Source organism: Kitasatospora sp. NPDC057965 (genome assembly GCF_042887135.1).
Taxonomy (GTDB): domain Bacteria; phylum Actinomycetota; class Actinomycetes; order Streptomycetales; family Streptomycetaceae; genus Kitasatospora.
On sequence record NZ_JBHVPZ010000042.1, the window covers coordinates 17,104 to 37,287 of the forward strand.

Annotated in this window: 18 protein-coding genes and 1 tRNA gene; 7 read left to right on the top strand and 12 right to left on the bottom strand. The window is 73.6% G+C overall.

The window, feature by feature from the left end:
- Nucleotides 1–60: 60 nt before the first annotated feature.
- The 7 genes from ACFVVU_RS35525 to ACFVVU_RS35555 form a co-directional block, all read right to left on the bottom strand.
- The gene (locus ACFVVU_RS35525; RefSeq protein ID WP_387794015.1) at nucleotides 61–1,773 is read right to left on the bottom strand and encodes a pyruvate dehydrogenase; all 1,713 of its coding nucleotides are present in this window, start codon (nucleotides 1,771–1,773) and stop codon (nucleotides 61–63) included.
- 142 nt (nucleotides 1,774–1,915) lie between these two features.
- Nucleotides 1,916–4,327 (bottom strand): glycoside hydrolase family 65 protein, encoded by a 2,412-nt coding sequence (locus ACFVVU_RS35530; protein ID WP_380684061.1) that lies wholly within the window; start codon nucleotides 4,325–4,327, stop codon nucleotides 1,916–1,918.
- The gene (locus ACFVVU_RS35535; RefSeq protein ID WP_380684062.1) at nucleotides 4,327–5,103 is read right to left on the bottom strand and encodes an HAD family hydrolase; all 777 of its coding nucleotides are present in this window, start codon (nucleotides 5,101–5,103) and stop codon (nucleotides 4,327–4,329) included. The genes ACFVVU_RS35530 and ACFVVU_RS35535 overlap by 1 nt, the downstream gene beginning before the upstream one ends.
- Before the next feature lie 112 nt (nucleotides 5,104–5,215).
- A complete protein-coding gene (locus tag ACFVVU_RS35540) occupies nucleotides 5,216–6,007 on the bottom strand; it encodes a VOC family protein (protein ID WP_380684063.1) in 792 nt (263 codons plus the stop codon).
- 179 nt (nucleotides 6,008–6,186) lie between these two features.
- Nucleotides 6,187–6,648, bottom strand: a complete 462-nt coding sequence (locus ACFVVU_RS35545; RefSeq protein WP_387794002.1) for an SRPBCC domain-containing protein — start codon at nucleotides 6,646–6,648, stop codon at nucleotides 6,187–6,189.
- Nucleotides 6,649–6,744: 96 nt separating this feature from the next.
- On the bottom strand, nucleotides 6,745–8,526 hold the full coding sequence (locus ACFVVU_RS35550) for an LCP family protein (protein WP_380715334.1): 1,782 nt from the start codon (nucleotides 8,524–8,526) through the stop codon (nucleotides 6,745–6,747).
- Nucleotides 8,527–8,894: 368 nt separating this feature from the next.
- Nucleotides 8,895–8,967: transfer RNA gene (locus ACFVVU_RS35555), tRNA-Lys, on the bottom strand.
- 414 nt (nucleotides 8,968–9,381) lie between these two features.
- On the opposite strand from ACFVVU_RS35555, the gene ACFVVU_RS35560 reads away from it, so the two are divergent.
- From ACFVVU_RS35560 to ACFVVU_RS35590, 7 genes are all read left to right on the top strand, one after another.
- A complete protein-coding gene (locus ACFVVU_RS35560; protein WP_387794003.1) occupies nucleotides 9,382–10,293 on the top strand; it encodes an aromatic prenyltransferase in 912 nt (303 codons plus the stop codon).
- A 144-nt stretch (nucleotides 10,294–10,437) separates the two neighbouring features.
- A complete protein-coding gene (gene mvk, locus ACFVVU_RS35565; RefSeq protein WP_387794004.1) occupies nucleotides 10,438–11,475 on the top strand; it encodes a mevalonate kinase in 1,038 nt (345 codons plus the stop codon).
- Nucleotides 11,465–12,523, top strand: a complete 1,059-nt coding sequence (gene mvaD / locus ACFVVU_RS35570) for a diphosphomevalonate decarboxylase (protein WP_387794005.1) — start codon at nucleotides 11,465–11,467, stop codon at nucleotides 12,521–12,523. Before mvk ends, mvaD begins: the two co-directional genes overlap by 11 nt.
- Nucleotides 12,520–13,659, top strand: coding sequence for a phosphomevalonate kinase (locus ACFVVU_RS35575; RefSeq protein WP_387794006.1), 1,140 nt, complete (start codon nucleotides 12,520–12,522; stop codon nucleotides 13,657–13,659). Before mvaD ends, ACFVVU_RS35575 begins: the two co-directional genes overlap by 4 nt.
- The gene (gene fni, locus ACFVVU_RS35580; RefSeq protein ID WP_387794007.1) at nucleotides 13,656–14,786 is read left to right on the top strand and encodes a type 2 isopentenyl-diphosphate Delta-isomerase; all 1,131 of its coding nucleotides are present in this window, start codon (nucleotides 13,656–13,658) and stop codon (nucleotides 14,784–14,786) included. The genes ACFVVU_RS35575 and fni overlap by 4 nt, the downstream gene beginning before the upstream one ends.
- Complete coding sequence (locus ACFVVU_RS35585) at nucleotides 14,783–15,844, top strand: hydroxymethylglutaryl-CoA reductase (RefSeq protein WP_380682836.1); 1,062 nt, start codon at nucleotides 14,783–14,785, stop codon at nucleotides 15,842–15,844. Before fni ends, ACFVVU_RS35585 begins: the two co-directional genes overlap by 4 nt.
- Nucleotides 15,845–15,847: 3 nt before the next feature.
- Entirely contained in the window at nucleotides 15,848–17,032 is a 1,185-nt protein-coding gene (locus tag ACFVVU_RS35590) for a hydroxymethylglutaryl-CoA synthase (RefSeq protein ID WP_380682835.1), read from the top strand.
- Nucleotides 17,033–17,152: 120 nt separating this feature from the next.
- Here the strand turns inward: ACFVVU_RS35590 and ACFVVU_RS35595 are convergent, their stop codons facing one another.
- Genes ACFVVU_RS35595 through ACFVVU_RS35615 form a run of 5 tightly spaced genes read right to left on the bottom strand, consistent with a single transcriptional unit; the run spans nucleotide 17,153 to nucleotide 20,088 of the window.
- The gene (locus ACFVVU_RS35595; protein ID WP_380682834.1) at nucleotides 17,153–17,323 is read right to left on the bottom strand and encodes a hypothetical protein; all 171 of its coding nucleotides are present in this window, start codon (nucleotides 17,321–17,323) and stop codon (nucleotides 17,153–17,155) included.
- A gap of 23 nt (nucleotides 17,324–17,346) precedes the next feature.
- Entirely contained in the window at nucleotides 17,347–18,018 is a 672-nt protein-coding gene (locus tag ACFVVU_RS35600) for a hypothetical protein (protein ID WP_380682833.1), read from the bottom strand.
- Nucleotides 18,019–18,069: 51 nt separating this feature from the next.
- Nucleotides 18,070–18,552: a PhzA/PhzB family protein gene (locus ACFVVU_RS35605; protein ID WP_355366927.1), complete on the bottom strand. Its 483-nt coding sequence runs from the start codon at nucleotides 18,550–18,552 to the stop codon at nucleotides 18,070–18,072.
- 53 nt (nucleotides 18,553–18,605) lie between these two features.
- On the bottom strand, nucleotides 18,606–19,259 hold the full coding sequence (gene phzG, locus ACFVVU_RS35610; RefSeq protein WP_380682832.1) for a phenazine biosynthesis FMN-dependent oxidase PhzG: 654 nt from the start codon (nucleotides 19,257–19,259) through the stop codon (nucleotides 18,606–18,608).
- Entirely contained in the window at nucleotides 19,252–20,088 is an 837-nt protein-coding gene (locus ACFVVU_RS35615; protein WP_355366933.1) for a PhzF family phenazine biosynthesis isomerase, read from the bottom strand. Before ACFVVU_RS35615 ends, phzG begins: the two co-directional genes overlap by 8 nt.
- Nucleotides 20,089–20,184 lie beyond the last annotated feature (96 nt).

Consider the following 20,184-nt stretch of genomic DNA (forward strand, 5'->3'; position numbering starts at 1 on the left):
CACCTCACGTGCCGCCTGGGCAATTTTCTTGCCTCTCGGGCAAATCCGCGTGTGAGCCCGTTACGGGCGGGGAATGTTCCTGAGGTTGGACCGGGCCAGGTCGATCATCCGACCGACGCCGCCGGAGAGCACCGTCCGCCCGGCGGCCAGCGCGAAGCCCTTCACCTGGGCGGCCGTGATGTGCGGCGGGATGGACAGCGCGTTGGCGTCGGTGACCACGTCCACCAGCGCCGGGCCGGGCCGTTCCAGCGCCTCCGCCAGCACCTCCCGCACCCGGGCCGGCTCGGTGACCCGCTTGGCCGGGATGCCCATCGCCCGGGCGATCCCGGCGTAGTCGACGTCGCCGTTGTCGATCTCCGACTCCGGGTAGCCGGAGACCAGCATCTCCAGCTTGATCATGCCGAGCGCGCCGTTGTTGAAGACCACCGTCTTCACCGGCAGCCGGTGCCTGGCCACCGAGAGCAGCTCGCCCAGCAGCATCGACAGGCCGCCGTCGCCCGCCATCGCCACCACCTGGCGCCCGGGGAAGGCGAACTGGGCGCCGATCGCGTGCGGCAGCGCGTTGGCCATCGAGCCGTGCAGGAAGGAGCCGATCACCCGGCGGCGCCCGTTGGGCTGCAGGTACCGGGCGGCCCAGACGTTGTTCATGCCGGTGTCGACGGTGAACACCGCGTCGTCGGCGGCCACCTCGTCCAGCACCGAGGCCACGTACTCGGGGTGGATCGGCAGGTGCTTCTCGATGTCCTTGGTGTACGCGCCGATCACGCCCTCCAGGGCGCGGCAGTGGCGGCGCAGCATGTCGTCCAGGAACGAGCGGTCGCTCTTCTGCTCCAGCAGCGGCAGCACGGCGCGCAGGGTGGCGGAGACGTCGCCGTGCACCGCGAGGTCGAGGGCGGTGCGGCGGCCGAGCCGGGTGGCGTCGTGGTCGACCTGGACGGTGCGCGCCTGGGGCAGGAAGGAGTCGTACGGGAAGTCGGTGCCGAGCAGCACGACGAGGTCGGCGGAGTGCAGCGCCTCGTGGCAGGCGCCGTAGCCGAGCAGTCCGCTCATCCCGACGTCGTACGGGTTGTCGTACTGGATCCACTCCTTGCCGCGCAGGGAGTGCCCGACCGGCGCGTGCAGGGCGGCCGCGACCTCCAGCACCTCGGCGTGCGCCGAGCGCACGCCGGCACCGCAGAACAGGGCGACCCGGCGCGCCCTGTTGAGCGCGCCCGCGAGCTCCTGCACCTGGGACCAGGGCGGGGCGGCGACGGCCTGCTCGGTGAGGTAGTGACTGGTCCCGGTCGGACGGGCGGCGGAGAGCGCGGCGACGTCGCCGGGAAAGGCCAGCACGGAGACGCCGCGGGCGCCCAGCGCGTGCTGGATCGCGACCCGCAGCAGACGGGGCAGCTGGCCGGGGGTGGAGAGCATCTCGCACCAGCTGCTGCAGTCGGTGAACACCCGCTCGGGGTGGGTCTCCTGGAAGAAGCCGGTGCCGATCTGGCCGGAGGGGATGTGCGAGGCGAGGGCGAGCACCGGGACGCCGCTGCGCTGGGCGTCGTAGAGGCCCTGGACGAGATGGGTGTTGCCGGGGCCGCAGGAGCCGGCGCAGACCGCGAGGCGGCCGGTCAGCTCGGCCTCGGCGGCGGCCGCGAAGGCGCCGGCCTCCTCGTTGCGGACGTGCACCCAGCTGATGCCCTCCGCCCGGCGGATCGCGTCCACGACGGGGTTGAGGCTGTCGCCGACCACGCCGTAGACGCGTTCGACCCCGGCCTGCCGGAGCACCTCGACCATCTGCTCGGCGACACTCACCACGGGGATCTCCTGACGCCGGGGACGCGCGACACCAGCACCGTCCGTCGGCACCGGGCCCCCCGCACCCGGGGTGGGCCGGACGGGTGAGGGGGGCCGGGGCTCGCGGGGGCCGGTGGCGGTGCTACTCGGCGGCGAGGTGGTCGGGGCCGGAGGTGATCCGGCCGGTGGAGAGGCCGGCCTGGGCCTGGCGGCGGGCCGGTTCGCGGCCGGGGGGCTGGCTGCAGCGCTCCTGGGCGGGCGGGGTGGTGGTGGGCACCGAGACCGGGCGGCCCGCCTTCACCTGGACCGTCTCGCCGTCGTGCCGCAGGTGGATCACCTCGCCCCGGCGCAGCGTGTACGTGGTCCGGTCGTGGTCGATCTCCACCCCCAGCAGCTGCCCGCGGACCAGCAGCGAGAAGCTGAGCCGCATCAGCCCGATGGGCAGCCGGGGACGGAACCAGAGCACCTCGCCGTGGTCGCGCAGCCCGCCGAAGCCGGCCACCAGGGCGATGCAGGCCCCGGCGAGCGAGGCCATGTGCAGGCCGTCACGGGTGTTGCCGCCGAGGTCGTGCAGGTCCATCAGGGCGGCCTCGGCGGTGTAGTCGTACGCGAGGTCGAGCTGCCCGACCTCGGCGGCGATCACCGCCTGGGTGCAGGCGGACAGCGAGGAGTCGCGGACGGTCAGCCGTTCGTAGTAGGCGAAGTTGCGGGCCTTCTGCTCGTCGGTGAAGGCGTCGCCGCGGACCTGCATGGCGAGCACCAGGTCGGCCTGCTTCACCACCTGCTTGCGGTACAGGTCGAAGTACGGGTAGTGCAGCAGGAGCGGGAAGTTCTCCGGCGGGGTGTTCTCGAAGTCCCAGACCTGGTGGTCGGTGAAGCCGTCGGCCTGCGGGTGGACGCCGAGGTTCTCGTCGTACGGGATGAACATCGCGGCCGCGGCGTCCCGCCAGGCGGCGGTCTCCTCGGTGTTGACGCCGAGTTCGGCGGCCTTGCCCGGGTGCCGGGCGGCGGCCTCGGCGGCGGCGCGCAGGTTCGTCTGCGCCATGAGGTTGGTGTAGACGTTGTTGTCCGCGACGGCGCTGTACTCGTCCGGGCCGGTGACGCCCTCGATGCGGAACCGGCCGACGGAGTCGTGGTGGCCCAGCGAGCGCCACATCCGGGCGGTCTCGACGAGCAGTTCCAGCCCGTAGTCCCGCTCGAACTCGGTGTCCCCGGTGGCCCGGACGTAGCGGGCGGCGGCGGCCGCGATGTCGGCGCCGATGTGGAAGGCGGCGGTGCCGGCCGGCCAGTAGCCCGAGCACTCCTCGCCGCGGATCGTCCGCCACGGGAACACCGCGCCGGCCAGGCCGAGTTGGACGGCCCGGTCGCGGGCCAGCGGGAGCGTCGTGTGCCGCCAGCGCAGCGCCTGGTTGACGGCGGCCGGCAGGCAGTAGGTGAGCACCGGCAGTACGAAGGCCTCGGTGTCCCAGAAGCTGTGGCCGTCGTAGCCGGGACCGGTCAACCCCTTGGCGGGGATGGCGCGTTCCTCGCTGCGGGCACCGGCCTGGAGCACGTGGAAGACGGCGAACCGGACGGCCTGCTGGAGTTCGACGTCGCCCTCGATCTCGACGTCGCTGGTCTCCCAGAACTCCTTGAGGAAGTCCCGCTGTTCGGAGACCAGGCCGTCCCAGCCGGTGTACCGGGCGGCGGTCAGCGCGGCCTCGACCTGGTCCCGGACGGCCGGCAGCGAGCGGGTCGCCGACCAGCCGTAGGCCATGAACTTCACCAGCCGCAGCCGCTCGCCGGGGTTCAGCACGGTGGTGACGCTGATCCGGCAGTGGTCGGCCTCCGCCTCGGCGACGGTGTCCAGCCGCTCCGGGCCCTCGATCACGTGGTCCATGCCGGCCGCGACCCGGATGCCGCTGTACCGGGTGCGGTGGACCAGCACCGCCTTGGTGCCGCCCGCGTGGTTCACCTCGGCGAGCAGCGGGGCCTCCAGTACGGCGGCGGCCCGCGGGTCGCCCTCGGGGCCGCCGGGCAGCTGCTCGTTGGCGACCAGCTCGCTCTGCAGCACGATCCGCACCGGGCCGTCCACCGCCTCGACGGTGTACTCGACGGCGGCGATGGCCCGTTGGGTGAGCGAGACCAGCCGGGTGGAGTCGACCTTGATGGTCCGCCCGGCCGGGGAGGTCCACTCGGCGGAGCGCCGCAGCAGGCCCTCGCGGAAGTCCAACCAGCGGCGGTGGCTGAGCAGTTCGCCGTAGCGCAGGTCGAAGGGCTCGTCGTCGACCAACAGCCGGATGATCTTGCCGTTGGTGACGTTGATGACGCTCTGGCTGGACTCCGGGTAGCCGTAGCCGCCCTCGCCGTAGGGCAGCGGGCGCAGCTCGAAGACGCCGTTGAGGTAGGTACCGGGAAGACCGTGCGGCTCCCCCTCGTCGAGGTTGGCGCGCAGGCCGATGTGGCCGTTGGAGAGCGCGAAGACGGATTCGGCGCGGGCCAACGAGGTGAGGTCGAGGCCGTGTTCGACGACCTGCCAGGGGTCGACGGCGAAGGGCTGCTCCTGGCCGCTCATCACGACGACGCCTCCGGCTTCTCGGGCTGCTGCGGGTGGTCGGGGATCAGCTCGGCGAGGTCGCGGACGACCACGGTGGCGCCGTCGCGGCGCAGTTCGGCGGCCTGGCCGGTGCGGTCGACGCCGACCACCGCGCCGAAGCCGCCCGCCCGGCCGGAGGCGACCCCGGCGAGCGCGTCCTCGAACACGGCGGCGTGCGCGGGCTCGACGCCCAGTGCCCGGGCGGCGGCCAGGTAGGTGTCCGGCGCGGGCTTGCCCGGCAGGCCCTCGCGCTTGGCGACGACGCCGTCCACGATCACGTCGAAGAAGCCCTCGATGCCCGCCGCCCGCAACACGTCCCGGCAGTTGGCGCTGGACGAGACGACGGCGGTGGGCAGGCCGAGCGCGCGCAGCCGGCGCACGTAGGCGACCGAGCCGTCGTACGGGGCGACGCCCTGCTCGCGGATCATCCGCAGCACGGTGTCGTTCTTGGCCCGGCTCACACCGTGCACGGTGCGGGCGCCCGGCGGGTCGTCGTCGGTGCCCTCGGGCAGGTCGATGCCCCGGCTGCGCAGGAAGGAGCGGGTGCCGTCGAGTCTCGGCCGCCCGTCCACGTGGGCGTCGTAGTCGGTGACGGCGTCGAACGGGGTGAACGGCCCGCCGGTGCGGGCCGCTTCGGCCCGCAGGAAGGCGTCGAAGGTGTCCTTCCAGGCCGCGGCGTGCACCGTGGCGGTCTGGGTGAGCACCCCGTCGAGGTCGAAGAGGAAAGCGCGGATGTCGTCCGGTAGCCCCAGCATGGGTGCAGTCTTACCCGTCCGCGCGCGCCGTGCCGCCCATTCCCGGCGGCGCGTCGCGGGAACGGGCGGCGGTTCGTCCGGCACGGACCGGAGGACGGCCGGAACCGGCCGCTCAGGGCGAGTCCGGGGTGGAGGTGACCGAGAAGACCGCGCCCTGCGGGTCCCGCACCACGGCCATCCGCCCGGCCTGCATGTCGAACGGCGGCTGGATCACCGAGCCGCCGGCCTTGACCAGGGCGTCCACCGTGGAGTCGGTGTCGTCCACCGAGAAGTAGGCCATCCAGTGCGAGGGCGTGCCCGGCGCCAGGTACTCGGCGACCGGCTGCATGCCGCCCACGGTGTGGTCGCCGACGTTGAGCGAGTAGAAGCCCTCCATGCCCTGGATGGTCCCCGGGCGCAGCCCGAACGCCTGCTGGTAGAAGCGGCCGGCCGCGGCGGTGTCGGTGGTGTTCAGCTCGTTCCAGACCAGCGCGCCGGGCTCGTTGACGATGCCCGCGCCGATGAACTCCAGTTTCTGCCAGACGCCGAAGACCGCGCCGGTCGGGTCCGCGGCGACCAGCATCCGGCCGGTGCCGCCGACCTCCGCCACCGGGTGGACGATCGCACCGCCGGCACCGACGACGGCCAGCGCGGAGGCGTCGACGTCGTCCGTGGCGAGGTAGGTGGTCCAGCCGACCGGCGGCAGCGGCTGCCCGGACTCCCCGGCCTCGGAGCGGGACATGATCCCGGCGACCGGCTTGCCGTTCAGCGAGCACACGGCGTAGCCGCCGAACTCGGGCGGGCCGACCTCGCCCTGCCAGCCGAAGAGGTCGCGGTAGAAGTCGAGCGCGGCCTGCTGGTCGCTCGTCGTCAGGTCCACCCAGCAGGGGGTGCCGGGCTTGTACGGTGCGGTGACTACGGGCATTCCTTGGCCTCCAAGCGATGGTCGTCCGCCGCGGGGCCGCCTGGGCGGCGCGGGCGGTGGGGCCGCGCGGCCGACGGCCGTACACCGCCCACGATCGCCGGGCCTCCGCGATCCCGCCACCGGACGGCGTCCCGGCGGGTCGCCGCCGGGCGCACGCTCACCGGCGGGCGGGCGGGCGGTCACGGCGCGTGGTGGTGGCCGCCCTCGGTGAACAGCGGCCGCGGCTCGCCGCTCTGCGCGTAGTCCTTGAGCCGGACGAGCAGCTGCGCCCAGGTGCCGGCCACCAGCGGCACGCCCTCCTCGCTGCCGGGCTGCCAGCCGCCGTGCCGCAGCAGCAGCCGGGTGCGGTGGCCGGGCTCGCCGCGTTCGTCGGGCCGGTCGGCGAGGTCCCAGCTGATCCAGGTGCCGGCCCAGTGCGGCGGGAAGGCCCCGGCGTTCGTCCACACCACCCGGTCCGGGCCGGTGCGCTCACGCCGCAGCCGGTAGGGCTCGGGGTCGCCGGGGAGGTCGAACAGCAGCACGTCGCCCTCCCGCCCCACGTCGGTCGTCCACCAGGAGGTCAGCCCGTCGTGGGTGGTCAGCGCGGCCAGCACGACGGCCGGCGGTGCGGCGATGTCGAGCTCCAGGGCGATCTCGGCCATGGTTCCGCCTTTCGGGCCTGCGGCTCCCCCCGGCGTGTGCGACAGGCCCACCATGGCACGGGCCCGCAGGCGCCGCGCCCCGGAGCACCCGCCCGCTCAGCCGCCGGAGCCGTAGGTGGTGTTGGCGCAGATGTCGTCGTCGGCCGAGCGGGCGTCACCGGTCACGCTGGTGGGCAGCGGGGCGGGCGTTCCGGGGGCGGACGGGGTCGCCGAGGAGCTCGCGGCGGCACTCGTGGTGGCCGTGGCGCCGTTGGCCGCCGCGAAGTCCTTGCCGACGATCACGGTGACGCCCGCCGAGGTGCCCGGCTCGACGATCGCTCCGGGGAACACCGCGGCGACCTTCTCGGCGTTCGCCTTCTGCCCGGAGCCGTACTGGACCATGGTGGTCGTGTACTTGGTGTTGTCCGCCCGGCCCCCGGCGGTCGCGGTGAACTTGGCCGCCTTGAGCTGCTCGGCCGCCTTGCCGGCCATGCCGGTGGCGGTGGTGCCGGTGAGGACGGACACCCTGATGTTCTTGTTGGCGGTTTCGGTGGCGAGCGGGGAAGTGGAGGCGGTCACGGCGGCGGTGGCGGCCGGGGTGGCCGGGTCCGCCGGGGCGGTCGGCGGGGCGGCCTCCGGGGGCTGCTCGCCGGTGGCGTTCTGGCCGTCGATGGTCCGGTCGGCCTTGAGGGTGTCGAAGAGCTTGTTGGCGTCCGGCTGGACGATGTCGATGTTCTTGTCCTGGGTGCGGTAACGCCAGGGCAGGGTGACGAACTTGAGGTCGTGCAGGTCGATGTTGCGCAGCGACAGGCCGAAGGACATCAGCTTGTCGGCGCTGTCGAGGCCGGGGTCGACGGTCAGCGACTTGGTGGCGGCGTCGGCCAGCGGCAGCAGGTTGGTCGGGTTGAGGCCCTGCTTCTTGATCTTGGTGGCCAGCGAGCTGATGAAGGCCTGCTGGCGCTTCATCCGGCCGATGTCGGAGCCGTCGCCGATGCCGTGGCGCAGTCGCACGTAGTCGAGCGCCTGCTGGCCCTCCACCTTCTGCGGGCCCTTCTTCAGGACCACGTTGCCCTTCTTGGGGAGGTTCGGGTTGATGTCGCCCTCGTGGATGTCCTGCGGCAGGCAGACGTCCACCCCGTCGACCGCCTTGGTCATCGCCGAGAAACCCGAGAAGTCGACCACGATGGTGTGGTCGACGCGAATCCCGGTGAGCTTCTCCACGGCGTTCTGGGTGCAGGCGGGATTGCCGTCGTCGGAGCCGCCGGTGGAGAACGCCGCGTTGAACAGCTGGCTGTTCTCGCCCTTGGTCCACTTGCCGTTGGGCAGTTTGCAGGACGGGATGGCCACCATCGCGTTGCGCGGTATGGAGATGCCGACGGCGTGCTTGTGGTCGGCGTAGACGTGCAGCAGGATCGTGGTGTCCGAGCGGGCGCCGCCCTCCTCGCCGCCGCCGAGGTCGGAGTTGTTCTTGCCGCGGCTGTCGGAGCCGATCATCAGGACGTTGACCGGCTTGTTGCCGTCCGAGTCGGCCTGCGCCTCCGGCGGGCGGTCCTTGGCGATCGCGTCCGCGTCGAAGGACTTGATGTTGCCGTTCAGCTTGTAGTAGATCAGCCCGCCGGTGCCCGCCAGCAGGACGAGCACCCCGGCGGCGGACCAGGCGACGATCTTCTTGGCGCCCCACTTCGGCTTGCGCGCCGCCGCCCTGGCCGCCGCCCGGCCGCCGGACGCCGCCGGGGGCGCGCCCTGGGCGGCACCGGCCTTGCCCTGGGCGGCGCGGCGGGCCTCGGCGCGGCCGCCCGGCCGCGGCGCGGGCACCGCCGCGGAGTTCGCCCCGTCGGCCGTGGCCGCGCCGGACGCGTCGTCACCGCGAGCCGCACCCTCGCCCCACTGACCTGACATGCCTGCACCTTTCACCGCCGGGACGCCGCGCCCCCCTTCGTCCGGACGCGTTGCACACAGAGAGACGGTCGAGGCGGTTCTCGGGTTGCACATACGACGGTCGCAATAACCGACGAACTCCCCCGAAATAACGCCCCCACAGCCCCCCAGCGGGTCCGTCGTCCCCCAACAGACCCTCTTGGATCATACAAAGCGACGATTGCCCCTGGGTGATTCCCGCACCGGGACGCTCAGCACTGCTCCCTGCCGTTCCGGGCACCGCCGGGGCCGGCGGCGGCCGACGACCACCGGTCGCGGGTCACCCGGGACGGCCCCGGGCACGGCGAAGGCCCGGGCCGGAGGTGGTCCGGCCCGGGCCTTCGCACCGGTGGGGCGCCAGGGGCTCGAACCCTGAACCTACGGATTAAAAGTCCGCTGCTCTACCCATTGAGCTAGCACCCCTACACCGTGGACATCATGCCAGACCGGACCGTGCGGTGCGGCCGAATACGGGCCGGCGGACGGGCCCGCGGACCGACCGACGGACGGGCCGCGGGCGGGCGTGACCCAGGTCACTTTTGCGCGGGCTTGGCCCGGGGCCGGGCGCGTGTCACTATTTCTGCACGCCCACCCTGCCCAAAACCCGTTTCGGGGGCGGGGGTTGAGTGTCCCAGCCGCCGGTCCGCACAGCTCGGACCAGGTCCGCGGCCGACACGAGCACTGGTTCCCCCTCGGTAGTCCGCCACCCGCCCGAGCCGCGGCGTGCGCGGGGGGAGGACCGCGCACGCGCCGCACCGCACACGTCCGCACCGCCGCACGGCCCGCGACGCGCTGCGCCCCACACACGCACGCCACGACTGGACAGGTGGAGGAAGAATGTCGGAAAGCGCTTTCCTGGAGAACTTCTACACGGCCATCGAGGGAACCGCCCGCGTGGTGGAGGTGCCCTTCGAGCGCGACACGGTCTGGCCGGTCCTCACCGCCTACCAGGACGTGCTGGAGGAGTCGGTGATCTCCTTCCGGGTGCAGAACAGCCCGCGCGGCGCCGATGACCTCGACTGCCGGTTCACCATGCTCCCCCGGGGCCTCGACCCCTACGCCGTCGCACTGGCGAACGGCCTGACCGAGCCCACCGACCACCCGGTCGGCCGGCTGCTGGCCGAGGTGCACGGCGAACTCCCGATCGACAGCTGCGGCGTCGACTTCGGGGTCCGCGCCGGCTTCACCAAGGCCTGGTCCTTCCCCACCGTCGAGCGGCTGCTGACGGTCCGCGAGGTGATGGCGCTGCCGTCGGCACCCGAGAGCATCGCGGCCCACCTCGACACCTTCGAGCGCTACGGGCTGGCCGACATCGTCAGCACGGTCGGCATCGACTACGGCAGCCGCACGGTCAACCTCTACTTCGGTGGCGGCGCCTCCGGCCGGGTGCCGCGGACGACCTTCGAGCCCGAGGGCGTCCGTTCGCTGCTCGGCGAGCTCGGCCTGCCCGCGCCCAGCGACGAGCTGCTGGCGTTCAACGAGAAGGCGTTCGTCATGTACGCCACGCTGAGCTGGGACTCCCCGGAGATCTCGCGGATCACCTACTCGGTGATGACGCCCGAGCCGCTGGCGCTGCCGGTCACCGTCGCCCCGCAGATCGTGCGGCTGGTGAAGGAGGCCCCGTACAGCACCGAGGGCCGCAACTTCGTCTACGGCGTCACGGTCACGCCCAAGGGCGAATACCACAAGATCCAGTCGTACTACCAGTGGCGGCGCCCGGTCGAGAAGATGCTCGTCGCCGAGAAGTAGGACCCGCCGCGGCGGCGCCCGCCGAGGGCCCGCCGGGGACCGAACCCTCGGTCCCCGGCGGGCCCTTCGCCGTCCCGGCACGTGGCCGGGCGCCGCCTGCCGCCGGATCCACGTCCTTACGAGAACTCTGGATGAGCGATCTCCATGCAGAAACGACACGGGGAGCTGAGTTCGTTGTCCCTACCCGCCGCAGCCGAGGGGCTGTCGGAGCAGCGCGGGACCCGGCCGGTCGGCACCGGTCGGGCCCGTGCCAAGGCCATCGTGCTGGGCGAGCACGCGGTGGTCTACGGAGCCCCGGCGCTCGCCCTCCCGATGCCGCAGCTGACCGTCACCGCCACCGCCGGGTACTCCGCGCAGTCGCCCGCCGACCCCGACGACTTCTCCCTCACCATGACCGGTGACCGGGCCCGGCCGAAGGCCACCCAGGCCTCCGACGGACTGCACCGGCTGACCGCCGAGTTCCGGGCCGTCCTGGGCGTGCCCGACACCCTGCACCTCGACGTGATCATCGACTGCGCGATCCCGGTCGGCCGCGGGCTCGGCTCCAGCGCGGCCTGCGCGCGGGCGGTGGTCCACGCGCTGGCCGACCTCTTCGAGCGCGAGGTGTCGCCGCAGCTGGCCTTCGACCTGGTGCAGACGGCCGAGAACGTGGCGCACGGGCGGGCCAGCGGCGTCGACGCGATGGCCGTCGGCGCGACGGCCCCGCTGCTGTTCCAGGCGGGCCGGGCCGAGGAGTTGCCGATCGGCTGCGAGGGCCTGTTCATCGTCGCGGACAGCGGCGTCGCGGGCCGCACCAAGGACGCCGTCGAACTGCTGCGCCGCGGCTTCGAGGACCGTCCGGGCTCCCGGGCGGCCTTCGTGCGCCGGGCCACCGAGCTCACCGAGACCGCCCGGCTGGCGCTCGCCGAGGGCCGGCCGGAGCAGCTCGGCGCCCAACTCACCGACTATCACGGACTGTTGCGGGACGGCGGGCTGAGCACCGAGCGGATCGACACCATGGTCGAGGCCGCGCTGGCCGGCGGCGGCCTCGGCGCCAAGATCACCGGGGGCGGGATGGGCGGCTGCGTCATCGCGCTGGCCCGCGCGGAGCAGGCGGCCGAGGTCACCCGCCGGCTGCTGGCCGCCGGCGCCGTCCAGACCTGGTCCGTCCCGCTCGGGGAGCAGGCCGGCCATGGCCGTTGAGCAGCCCGTCGCCGTGCCCGACCACCCGGCCGCCGCCGGCGACGCCACCGCCGTCGCGCATCCGAACATCGCGCTGGTCAAGTACTGGGGCAAGCGGGACGAGCGGCTCGTCCTGCCGTGGACCGACAGCCTCTCGCTGACCCTGGACGTCTTCCCGACCACCACCCGGGTCCGGCTCGCCCCCGGCGCCGCGCACGACGCCGTCGCGCTCGACGGCGTGCCGCTGGAGGGCGAGCCGCTGCGCCGGGTGGTCGCCTTCCTGGACCTGGTCCGCGAGCGCGCCGGACTGCCGCTGCGGGCCGTCGTGGAGACCCGCAACACCGTGCCCACCGGCGCCGGACTGGCCTCCTCCGCGAGCGGGTTCGCCGCGCTGGCCACCGCCGCGAGCGCCGCCTACGGGCTGGGCCTGGACGCCACCGGGCTGTCCCGGCTGGCCCGGCGCGGCTCCGGCTCGGCCTCGCGGTCGGTCTTCGGCGGCTTCGCCCTGTGGCACGCCGGACAGCCCGGCCACGCCGACCCCGACCTCGGCTCGTACGCCGAGCCGCTGACGGTGCCGGTGCGCGCGCTGGACCCGGCTCTGGTGGTCGCGGTGGTCGACGCCGGACCCAAGGCGGTGTCCAGCCGGGAGGCGATGCGGCGCACCGTCGACACCTCGCCGCTGTACCGGCCGTGGGCCGCCTCCAGCCAGGCCGACCTGATCGGGATGCGGGACGCGCTGAACCGCGCCGACCTCGACGCGGTGGGCGAGATCGCCGAGCGCAACGCGCTCGGGATGCACGCCACCATGCTGGCGGCGCGCCCGGCGGTGCGCTACCTCTCGGCGGCCACGCTGACCGTGCTGGACGCCGTGCAGGAGCTGCGGGGCGCCGGGGTGGCGGCGTACGCGACGATGGACGCCGGGCCGAACGTCAAGGTGCTCTGCCGGGGCGCGGAGGCCGAGCGGGTGGCCGCGGCGGTGCGCGGGGCCGTCGGCGACGGTGCGGTGCACCTCGCCGGGCCGGGGCCGGGCGTCCGGCTGCTGGGCCCGAGCCCGGACGCGGACGCGTGAGCGGCGCCCGCCCGCCGGTGGTACGGCGCGCGCCGGGCAAGCTGTTCGTCGCGGGCGAGTACGCGGTGGTGGAGCCCGGCGGCGCGGCGATCCTGGTGGCGGTCGACCGCCACGTCACCGCCACCGCCACCGAGCCCGCCGCCGGCCCGGGCGTCCTGCTCTCCTCCGACCTCGCCGCCGCGCCGGTGCGCTGGCGGTGGCGGGAGGGCCGGCTCGACCCGGTCGGCGCGGCGGATCCGGCCCGGGCCCGGCGCGAGCTGGCGCACGTCGTCGCCGCGGTCGAGACGGTCGCCCGGCTGCTGGCCGAACACGGCCGGCCCGCGCCGGAGTTGGACCTCGCGATCAGCAGCCGGCTGCACCAGGACGGCGTCAAGTTCGGCCTGGGCTCCAGCGGCGCGGTGACCGTGGCGACCGTCGCGGCGGTGGCCGCGTACGCCGACCTGGCGCTGTCGGCCGAGCAGCGCTACCGGCTGGCCCTGCTGGCCTCGGCCGGGCTCGACCCCAAGGGTTCCGGCGGCGACCTCGCCGCCAGCACCTGGGGCGGCTGGATCGCCTACCGGTCGCCCGACCGGACCGCCGTGCTCGACCTGGCCCGCCGCCGGGGGGTGGCCGGGGCGCTGGCCGAGCCCTGGCCCGGCTTCGCGGTGCGCCGGCTGCCGCCGGTCCCCGGGCTGGCCCTGGAGGTCGGCTGGACCGGCACCCCGGCCTCCACCGCGGACCTGGTGGCCGGCCTGCGGCGGCGCGGCCCGCGCGGCACACCCGCCCACCGGCGGTACACGGCCGCCGCCGAGGACGTCGTACGGGCCGCCGCCGAGGCGTTCGAACGGGGCGACCGGCCGGGCCTGCTGGAGCAGATCCGGCGCGCCCGCCGGGAGTTGGCCCGGCTCGACGACGAGGTCGGGCTCGGCGTCTTCACCCCCGCCCTGACCGCCCTGTGCGAGGCCGCCGAGGCCGCGGGCGGAGCGGCCAAGCCCTCGGGTGCCGGGGGCGGCGACTGCGGCATCGCGCTGCTGGACACCGCGCTCAGTGGGACCGCGGACGCGTCGCCCGACATCGACCAGCTACGGGAGCGGTGGGCCGCGGCCGGGGTACGACCCCTGGCCCTGCGTCCCGCCCTGGAAGGGAACGAGGAATGATCTCGCAACGCAAGGACGACCACGTCCGGCTCGCGGTCGAGCAGCAGCACGGCCACGTCGGGCGCAACCAGTTCGACGAGGTGTCGTTCGTCCACCACGCCCTGGCCGGCATCGACCGGCCCCGGGTGTCCCTGGCCACGACCTTCGCTGGCCTCTCCTGGCCGGTCCCGCTGTACATCAACGCGATGACCGGCGGCAGCGAGATGACCGGCCGGATCAACCGCGACCTCGCGATCGCCGCCCGGCGGACCGGGGTGCCGATCGCCTCCGGCTCGATGAGCGCGTACTTCAAGGACGAGTCCTGCGCCGGCACCTTCAGCGTGCTGCGCGAGGAGAACCCGGACGGCTTCGTGCTGGCCAACGTCAACGCCACCGCCTCGGTGGAGAAGGCGCGGCGCGCCGTCGACCTGCTGGCGGCCGACGCCCTGCAGATCCACGTCAACACCGTCCAGGAGACGGTCATGCCGGAGGGCGACCGCTCGTTCTCCGCCTGGGTGCCGCAGATCGGCAAGATCGCGGCGGGCGTGGACGTCCCGGTGATCGTCAAGGAGGTCGGCTTCGGGCTCAGCCGGGAGACCGTCCTGACGCTGCGTGAGCTGGGCGTGCGGGTGGCCGACCTCGGCGGCCGGGGCGGCACCGACTTCGCCCGGATCGAGAACGGCCGGCGCGACCTGCGCGACTACACCTTCCTGGAGGGCTGGGGCCTGTCCACCGCCGCCTGCCTGCTGGACGCGCAGGGCGTGGACCTGCCCGTGCTGGCCTCCGGCGGCGTGCGCCACCCGCTCGACGTGGCCCGCGCGCTGGCGCTCGGCGCCCGGGGCGTCGGGGCGTCCGGCACCTTCCTGCGCACCCTGATGGACGAGGGCGTGGACGCGCTGGTCGATCAGCTCACCACCTGGCTCGACCAGTTGGCGGCGCTGATGACCATGCTCGGCGCGGCCACCCCGGCCGACCTCACCCGCTGCGACCTGCTGATCCAGGGCTCGCTGCGGGAGTTCTGCGCCGACCGCGGCGTCGACACCGCTCAGTTCGCCCGCCGCTCCGCCACCGCCACCACCACCGCCACCGCCACCGCCACCGCCACCGCCACCGCCACCGCCGACGACCTCACGGGAGGCACCCGATGACCGACGAACACGCCGTCGCCGGCGTCCCGATGCGCTGGGTGGGACCGGTGCGCATCTCCGGGAACGTCACCAGCACCGAGACGCACGTCCCGCTGGCCACCTACGAGTCCCCGCTGTGGCCCTCGGTGGGCCGCGGCGCGAAGGTCTCCATGCTCGCCGAGCGCGGCATCGTGGCGACCCTGGTCGACGAGCGGATGACCCGCTCGGTGCTGGTCGAGGCGACCGACGCGCAGACCGCGCTGGCCGCCGCCCGCTCCATCGAGGCCCGCTTCGAGGAGCTGAAGGAGGTGGTGCGCGGCTGCAGCCGTTTCGCCGAACTCGTCGGCGTCCGGCACGAGATCAACGCCAACCTGCTGTTCGTCCGGTTCGAGTTCACCACCGGCGACGCCTCCGGCCACAACATGGCGACGCTCGCCTCCGACGTGCTGCTGCAGCACCTGCTGCGGACGGTCCCGGGCATCTCCTACGGCTCGATCTCGGGCAACTACTGCACCGACAAGAAGGCGACCGCCGTCAACGGCATCCTGGGCCGCGGCAAGAACGTGGTCACCGAGCTGCTGGTGCCGCGCGAGGTGGTCACCGGCGTGCTGCGCACCACGGCGGCGAAGGTCGTCCAGCTGAACGTCCGCAAGAACATGCTGGGCACCCTGCTGGCCGGCGGCATCCGCTCGGCCAACGCCCACTTCGCCAACATGCTGCTCGGCTTCTACCTGGCCACCGGGCAGGACGCGGCCAACATCGTCGAGGGCTCGCAGGGCGTGGTGATGGCCGAGGACCGCGACGGCGACCTGTACTTCGCCTGCACCCTGCCGAACCTGATCGTCGGCACGGTGGGCAACGGCAAGGGGCTCGACTTCGTGGAGAGCAACCTGGCCCGGCTCGGCTGCCGGGCCGACCGCGAGCCGGGGGAGAACGCCCGCCGGCTGGCCGTCATCGCGGCGGCGACCGTGCTCTGCGGCGAGCTCTCGCTGCTCGCGGCGCAGACCAACCCGGGCGAGCTGATGCGCGCCCACGTCCACCTGGAACGCGGCAAGGCGACGGAGAAGGTCGGGGTTTAGCGCATGTCCACGAGTACCACCGCCACCGCGGTCGGCATCCACGACCTCTCGTTCGCCACCACCGAGTTCGTGCTGCCGCACACGGCGCTCGCCGAGCACAACGGCACGCCGGTCGGCAAGTACCACGTGGGCATCGGCCAGCGGTCGATGAGCGTGCCCGCAGCCGACGAGGACATCGTCACCCTGGGCGCCGCGGCCGCCGCCCCGATCGTCGCCCGGCACGGCGCGGACGGCATCCGCACCCTGGTGTTCGCCACCGAGTCCTCGATCGACCAGGCGAAGGCCGCCGGCGTGTACGTCCACTCGCTGCTCGGACTGCCGTCGGCGACCCGGGTCGTCGAGCTCAAGCAGGCCTGCTACGGCGCCACCGCCGCCCTGCAGTTCGCCCTCGGCCTGATCCACCGCGACCCCTCCCAGAAGGTCCTGGTGGTGGCGAGCGACGTCTCCAAGTACGAGCTGGACAGCCCCGGCGAGGCCACCCAGGGCGCCGCCGCGGTGGCCATGCTGGTCACCGCGGACCCGGCGCTGGTGCGGATAGAGGCGCCCTCGGGCCTGTTCACCGCGGACGTCATGGACTTCTGGCGGCCGAACTACCGGGACGCCGCGCTGGTCGACGGCCAGGAGTCGATCGGCGCCTACCTCCAGGCCGTGCAGGGCACCTGGAAGGACTACGGCGAGCAGGGCGGCCGGCCGCTGGAGGACTTCAGCGCCTTCTGCTACCACCAGCCGTTCACCAGGATGGCCTACAAGGCGCACCGCCACCTGCTGAACTCCGCCGGGTACGACACCGACGAGACGGCCGTCCAGGAGGCGCTGGGACTGACCACCGCGTACAACGAGGTGATCGGCAACAGCTACACCGCCTCGGTCTACCTGGGCCTGGCCGCGCTGCTCGACCAGGCGGAGGAGCTCGACGGGCGGCCGGTGGGCTTCCTCAGCTACGGCTCGGGCAGCGTCGCGGAGTTCTTCGCCGGGACGGTCGTGCCGGGCTACCGGGCGCACCTGCGCACGGCGGAGCACCGGGCGGCGGTCGAGCGGCGCCGGCCGATCGGCTACGACCGCTACCGCGAGCTGCACCTGCGGTCCCTGCCGACGGACGGCGGCGACCACCCGACCCCGGAGCAGACCACCGGACCGTTCCGGCTGGCGGGGATCAGCGGGCACAAGCGCCGCTACGAGCGGCGCTGACGGCGCGCCGGGTCCCGACACGGAGCACCCGCGGATCCGTTGACGGGCGGTGTTGCCGCCCGCCCGGCAGCGGATCCGCGGGGTTGTCGGTGCTCAGGTGCCCCGGCGCCCCTCAGCAGCTCAGCTGCTCAGCTGCTCGGGCCGGCGGCGCAGGGCGATCGCGGTGAGTTCCTCGATGTCGAACTCCGAGCGGCCCGGTGTCCCGTAGCGGGTGATCTTCCCCCGGCTGACCCACTTGCGGATGGTCGCCTCCGAGACGCCCGCGGCGAGCGCGGCGACGTTCGTCGGCACCAGCCGGTGGCGGGGCGGACGGCTCAGACCGCCGCCTCTCGCCGCTGGTCCATGAGATGCCGTAGCGTGAGCCATTCGCGTATCCCCCATGAGTGTCCGGACGAGCAGCCGATGCTGCTCCGTCCCCCGGTGTGCTGCTGCGGTGAGGTGTCGATCGTCCCCGGGCAGCCGTCCACCACGCAGTCCCTGGTGGACGGCTCGGGGCGGTCGGCGGCCTCGGGGTCGATCGCGTTGAGCAGTTCGACCCGCAGCTCCTCGATCTCGTCGGCGAACTCGGCGGCCGGCGGCTGCGCGGTGAGCCAGTCCAGGTGACGGCCGAGGAACCGCGCCAGGTGCGGCACGGAGCGGATCGCCGTGGCGGCGCCGGGCGGCTGGGCGCCGAGGCGCTCGGTGCCCGGCCCCTCGGCGCCCAGCCGCTCGGCGGCGAATCCCGACCAGGACTCCAGGATCGCCACGATGTTGTTGCGGGCGTCGATCGCCGCCAGGTTCAGCCGGTCCCGGCGGCGGGTCCCGGAGACCCTGGTGGGGTTGCGCCGCCGGGGCTCCGACTGGATGTGGTGCAGGCACTCCCGGTGCAGCTCCGGGAGCGCCCGCAGGGTGCGTTCCAGCTGTCTGATGCACGGGGCGCAGAGGACGGAACCGGCGGCGGCGGGGATCGCCCGTCCGTGGTTCCTGGGACACGAGTGGAACTCCATCGAATCTCCTTGGTGCGTGCGTGCGACACCCGGATTCCCTTGGCCGGCCGGTCAGTCGGTGGGAATCCAGTCCCGCCGGATGTGCGGGGTCTCGATGCCGAGCGACTTCATGTGCTCGATCGGGTTGGTGTACTCGCGGCTGGCGGCGATCAGGCCGTCGCGCAGCGTGAAGCCGTGGATGAAGTGGTTGCGGTAGCGGCCCTCGGGATAGCCGGGGAAGCGGATCGTCCCCTCGCCGTCGCACTCGACCATGATGAGGTCCGGGTCCTGGGTCTCGTAGAGCCGGACGTCGGACCACTGCCAGTCGGGCAGGACTTCGAGGGAGAGCTCGTTGTGGCGCTTCAGCTTCTCCCGGCCGGTGACCACGATGGGCCGGCCGATGTCGGTGTAGAAGAGGGCGGCGGTGCCGTCCTCGGTGTAGAGGGTGTACCGGCGCAGCCGGGCCTCGGGACCGGTCTCCAGGTACTGCTCGACGGCCCGCCGGTTGCGGGCGCGCAGGTCGTGCCGGTCGGTGAAGATCTGTGGCGAGGTCATGACATCTCCCGGGCGGTGGGCGGGGTCGGCGCGGAGGGTGCTCCGCGCGGGGGTCACGGCTGGAGCCGGCTGATCCCCCAGCCGTCGGCGGTGCGGTCGTAGCGCAGCCGCTCGTGCAGCCGGTCGGTGCCGTCGGCCCAGAACTCCAGGACGTCGGGCACCAGTTCGAACGCGGTGTAGGACGCGGGGCGGGGCAGCGGCTGCTGCGGGCGGCCGAGTTCCAGCGCCTTGGCCCGGATCTCCTCGAAGTGGTCGAGGTCCTCCACCGGCCGGCTCTGCTGCGAGACGGTGGTCATCGGGTGGGTGAACACCGCCCGGGCCGCCCACAGCTCCTCGGCGGTGGTGTCCGGCAGCTGCCGCACCGGCCCGGCCAGGATCACCTGCTGGCTGGTCTCCCGCCAGTACAGGACGCCGGAGGCCCAGGGGTTCTCCGCCAGCTCGCGGCCCTTCTGGCTGCCGGCGTGGGTGGCGAAGACGATCCCCCGCTCGGTGATCCGGTTGATCACCAGGATCCGGGACGAACTGCGGCCCCGGGCGTCGGCGGTGGCCAGCGCGAGGGCGCGCGGCTCCCGCACCCCGTGCCCGGCCGCGGCGGCCAGCCAGGAGTTCAGCAGGCCCATCGGCTCGGCCGGCGGGGTGCGGAACTCCGGGAAGTCGACGACGACCGTCCCGGTCAGCGACTCGGAACGCCTCGACAGGTCAGACATGCAGGACTCCTTCGATGGTGATGACGCCGTGGCCCGAGACCTCGACGCTGTCGACGCGGTCCCCCTCGCCGTGCACCAGGGCGCCCATCGGCGAGGGGCGGCCGATCTCGACGCCCTGGGTGATCTCGATGCGCTGCCCGTAGGCACCGAGACCGTGCCGGGCCAGGTGGATGGCGATCGGGCCGGCGGCGGAGCCGGTCGCGGCGTCCTCCACCACCCCGTAGGCGGGCGAGAACATCCGGTTGCGCCAGACGGTCCCGGCGCCGGCGATGCAGTTGGTGGCCATGTCCGGGAACCGGGCCAGTGCCCGGTGGTCCGGGTCCACCTTGGACAGCGCCTCGACGCTCTCGAAGCCGACCAGGACGTGCCGCGGGCCGTTGCGGTAGATCTCCACGGGGAGCGTCGAGCCGCTCACGCCCAGCGCCCAGAGCAGCTCCTCGGCCCGGTCGAACGGCTCCCAGACCGGCACCGGCTGGCGCATGCTGGTCGCGACGGTCCGGCCGCCCTCCCGCTCCAGCTCGAACGGGATGACGCCCATCGCGGTCTCGATCCGCAGCGTGCCGGCCTCGGTGCGGTCGCCCAGGGCGATCGCGGTGCCGAGCAACGGGTGCCCGGCGAAGGGGAGTTCGTTCACCGGGGTGAAGATCCGCACATGGTGGTCCCCGCCCTCCCGGGGGGCGAGGACGAAGGTGGTCTCGGAGAGGTTCATCTCCCGGGCGATGCGCTGCATCTGGTCGGCGGAGAGGTCGTCGGCCCCGAAGAAGACCGCCACCGGGTTGCCGGTGAGCGGCCGGCGCGCGAAGGCGTCGACGACGACGTACTGGTGCATGGGTCCTCCCACTCGTCATTGGGAATGCGGGGGCACCGCCGCGGCGGCCGTACACAGTGGGCGCGGCGGGCAGGGTGGAACCGGGCAGGGGGTGGA

Bases quoted from the DNA above. Each gene is read 5' to 3' on its own strand.
- ACFVVU_RS35525 (WP_387794015.1), bottom strand. From the start codon at position 1,773: ATGGTCGAGGTGCTCCGGCAGGCCGGGGTCGAACGCGTCTACGGCGTG.
- ACFVVU_RS35530 (WP_380684061.1), bottom strand. From the start codon at position 4,327: ATGAGCGGCCAGGAGCAGCCCTTCGCCGTCGACCCCTGGCAGGTCGTC.
- ACFVVU_RS35535 (WP_380684062.1), bottom strand. From the start codon at position 5,103: ATGCTGGGGCTACCGGACGACATCCGCGCTTTCCTCTTCGACCTCGAC.
- ACFVVU_RS35540 (WP_380684063.1), bottom strand. From the start codon at position 6,007: ATGCCCGTAGTCACCGCACCGTACAAGCCCGGCACCCCCTGCTGGGTG.
- ACFVVU_RS35545 (WP_387794002.1), bottom strand. From the start codon at position 6,648: ATGGCCGAGATCGCCCTGGAGCTCGACATCGCCGCACCGCCGGCCGTC.
- ACFVVU_RS35550 (WP_380715334.1), bottom strand. From the start codon at position 8,526: ATGTCAGGTCAGTGGGGCGAGGGTGCGGCTCGCGGTGACGACGCGTCC.
- ACFVVU_RS35560 (WP_387794003.1), top strand. From the start codon at position 9,382: ATGTCGGAAAGCGCTTTCCTGGAGAACTTCTACACGGCCATCGAGGGA.
- mvk (WP_387794004.1), top strand. From the start codon at position 10,438: ATGCAGAAACGACACGGGGAGCTGAGTTCGTTGTCCCTACCCGCCGCA.
- mvaD (WP_387794005.1), top strand. From the start codon at position 11,465: ATGGCCGTTGAGCAGCCCGTCGCCGTGCCCGACCACCCGGCCGCCGCC.
- fni (WP_387794007.1), top strand. From the start codon at position 13,656: ATGATCTCGCAACGCAAGGACGACCACGTCCGGCTCGCGGTCGAGCAG.
- ACFVVU_RS35585 (WP_380682836.1), top strand. From the start codon at position 14,783: ATGACCGACGAACACGCCGTCGCCGGCGTCCCGATGCGCTGGGTGGGA.
- ACFVVU_RS35590 (WP_380682835.1), top strand. From the start codon at position 15,848: ATGTCCACGAGTACCACCGCCACCGCGGTCGGCATCCACGACCTCTCG.
- ACFVVU_RS35600 (WP_380682833.1), bottom strand. From the start codon at position 18,018: ATGGAGTTCCACTCGTGTCCCAGGAACCACGGACGGGCGATCCCCGCC.
- ACFVVU_RS35605 (WP_355366927.1), bottom strand. From the start codon at position 18,552: ATGACCTCGCCACAGATCTTCACCGACCGGCACGACCTGCGCGCCCGC.
- phzG (WP_380682832.1), bottom strand. From the start codon at position 19,259: ATGTCTGACCTGTCGAGGCGTTCCGAGTCGCTGACCGGGACGGTCGTC.
- ACFVVU_RS35615 (WP_355366933.1), bottom strand. From the start codon at position 20,088: ATGCACCAGTACGTCGTCGTCGACGCCTTCGCGCGCCGGCCGCTCACC.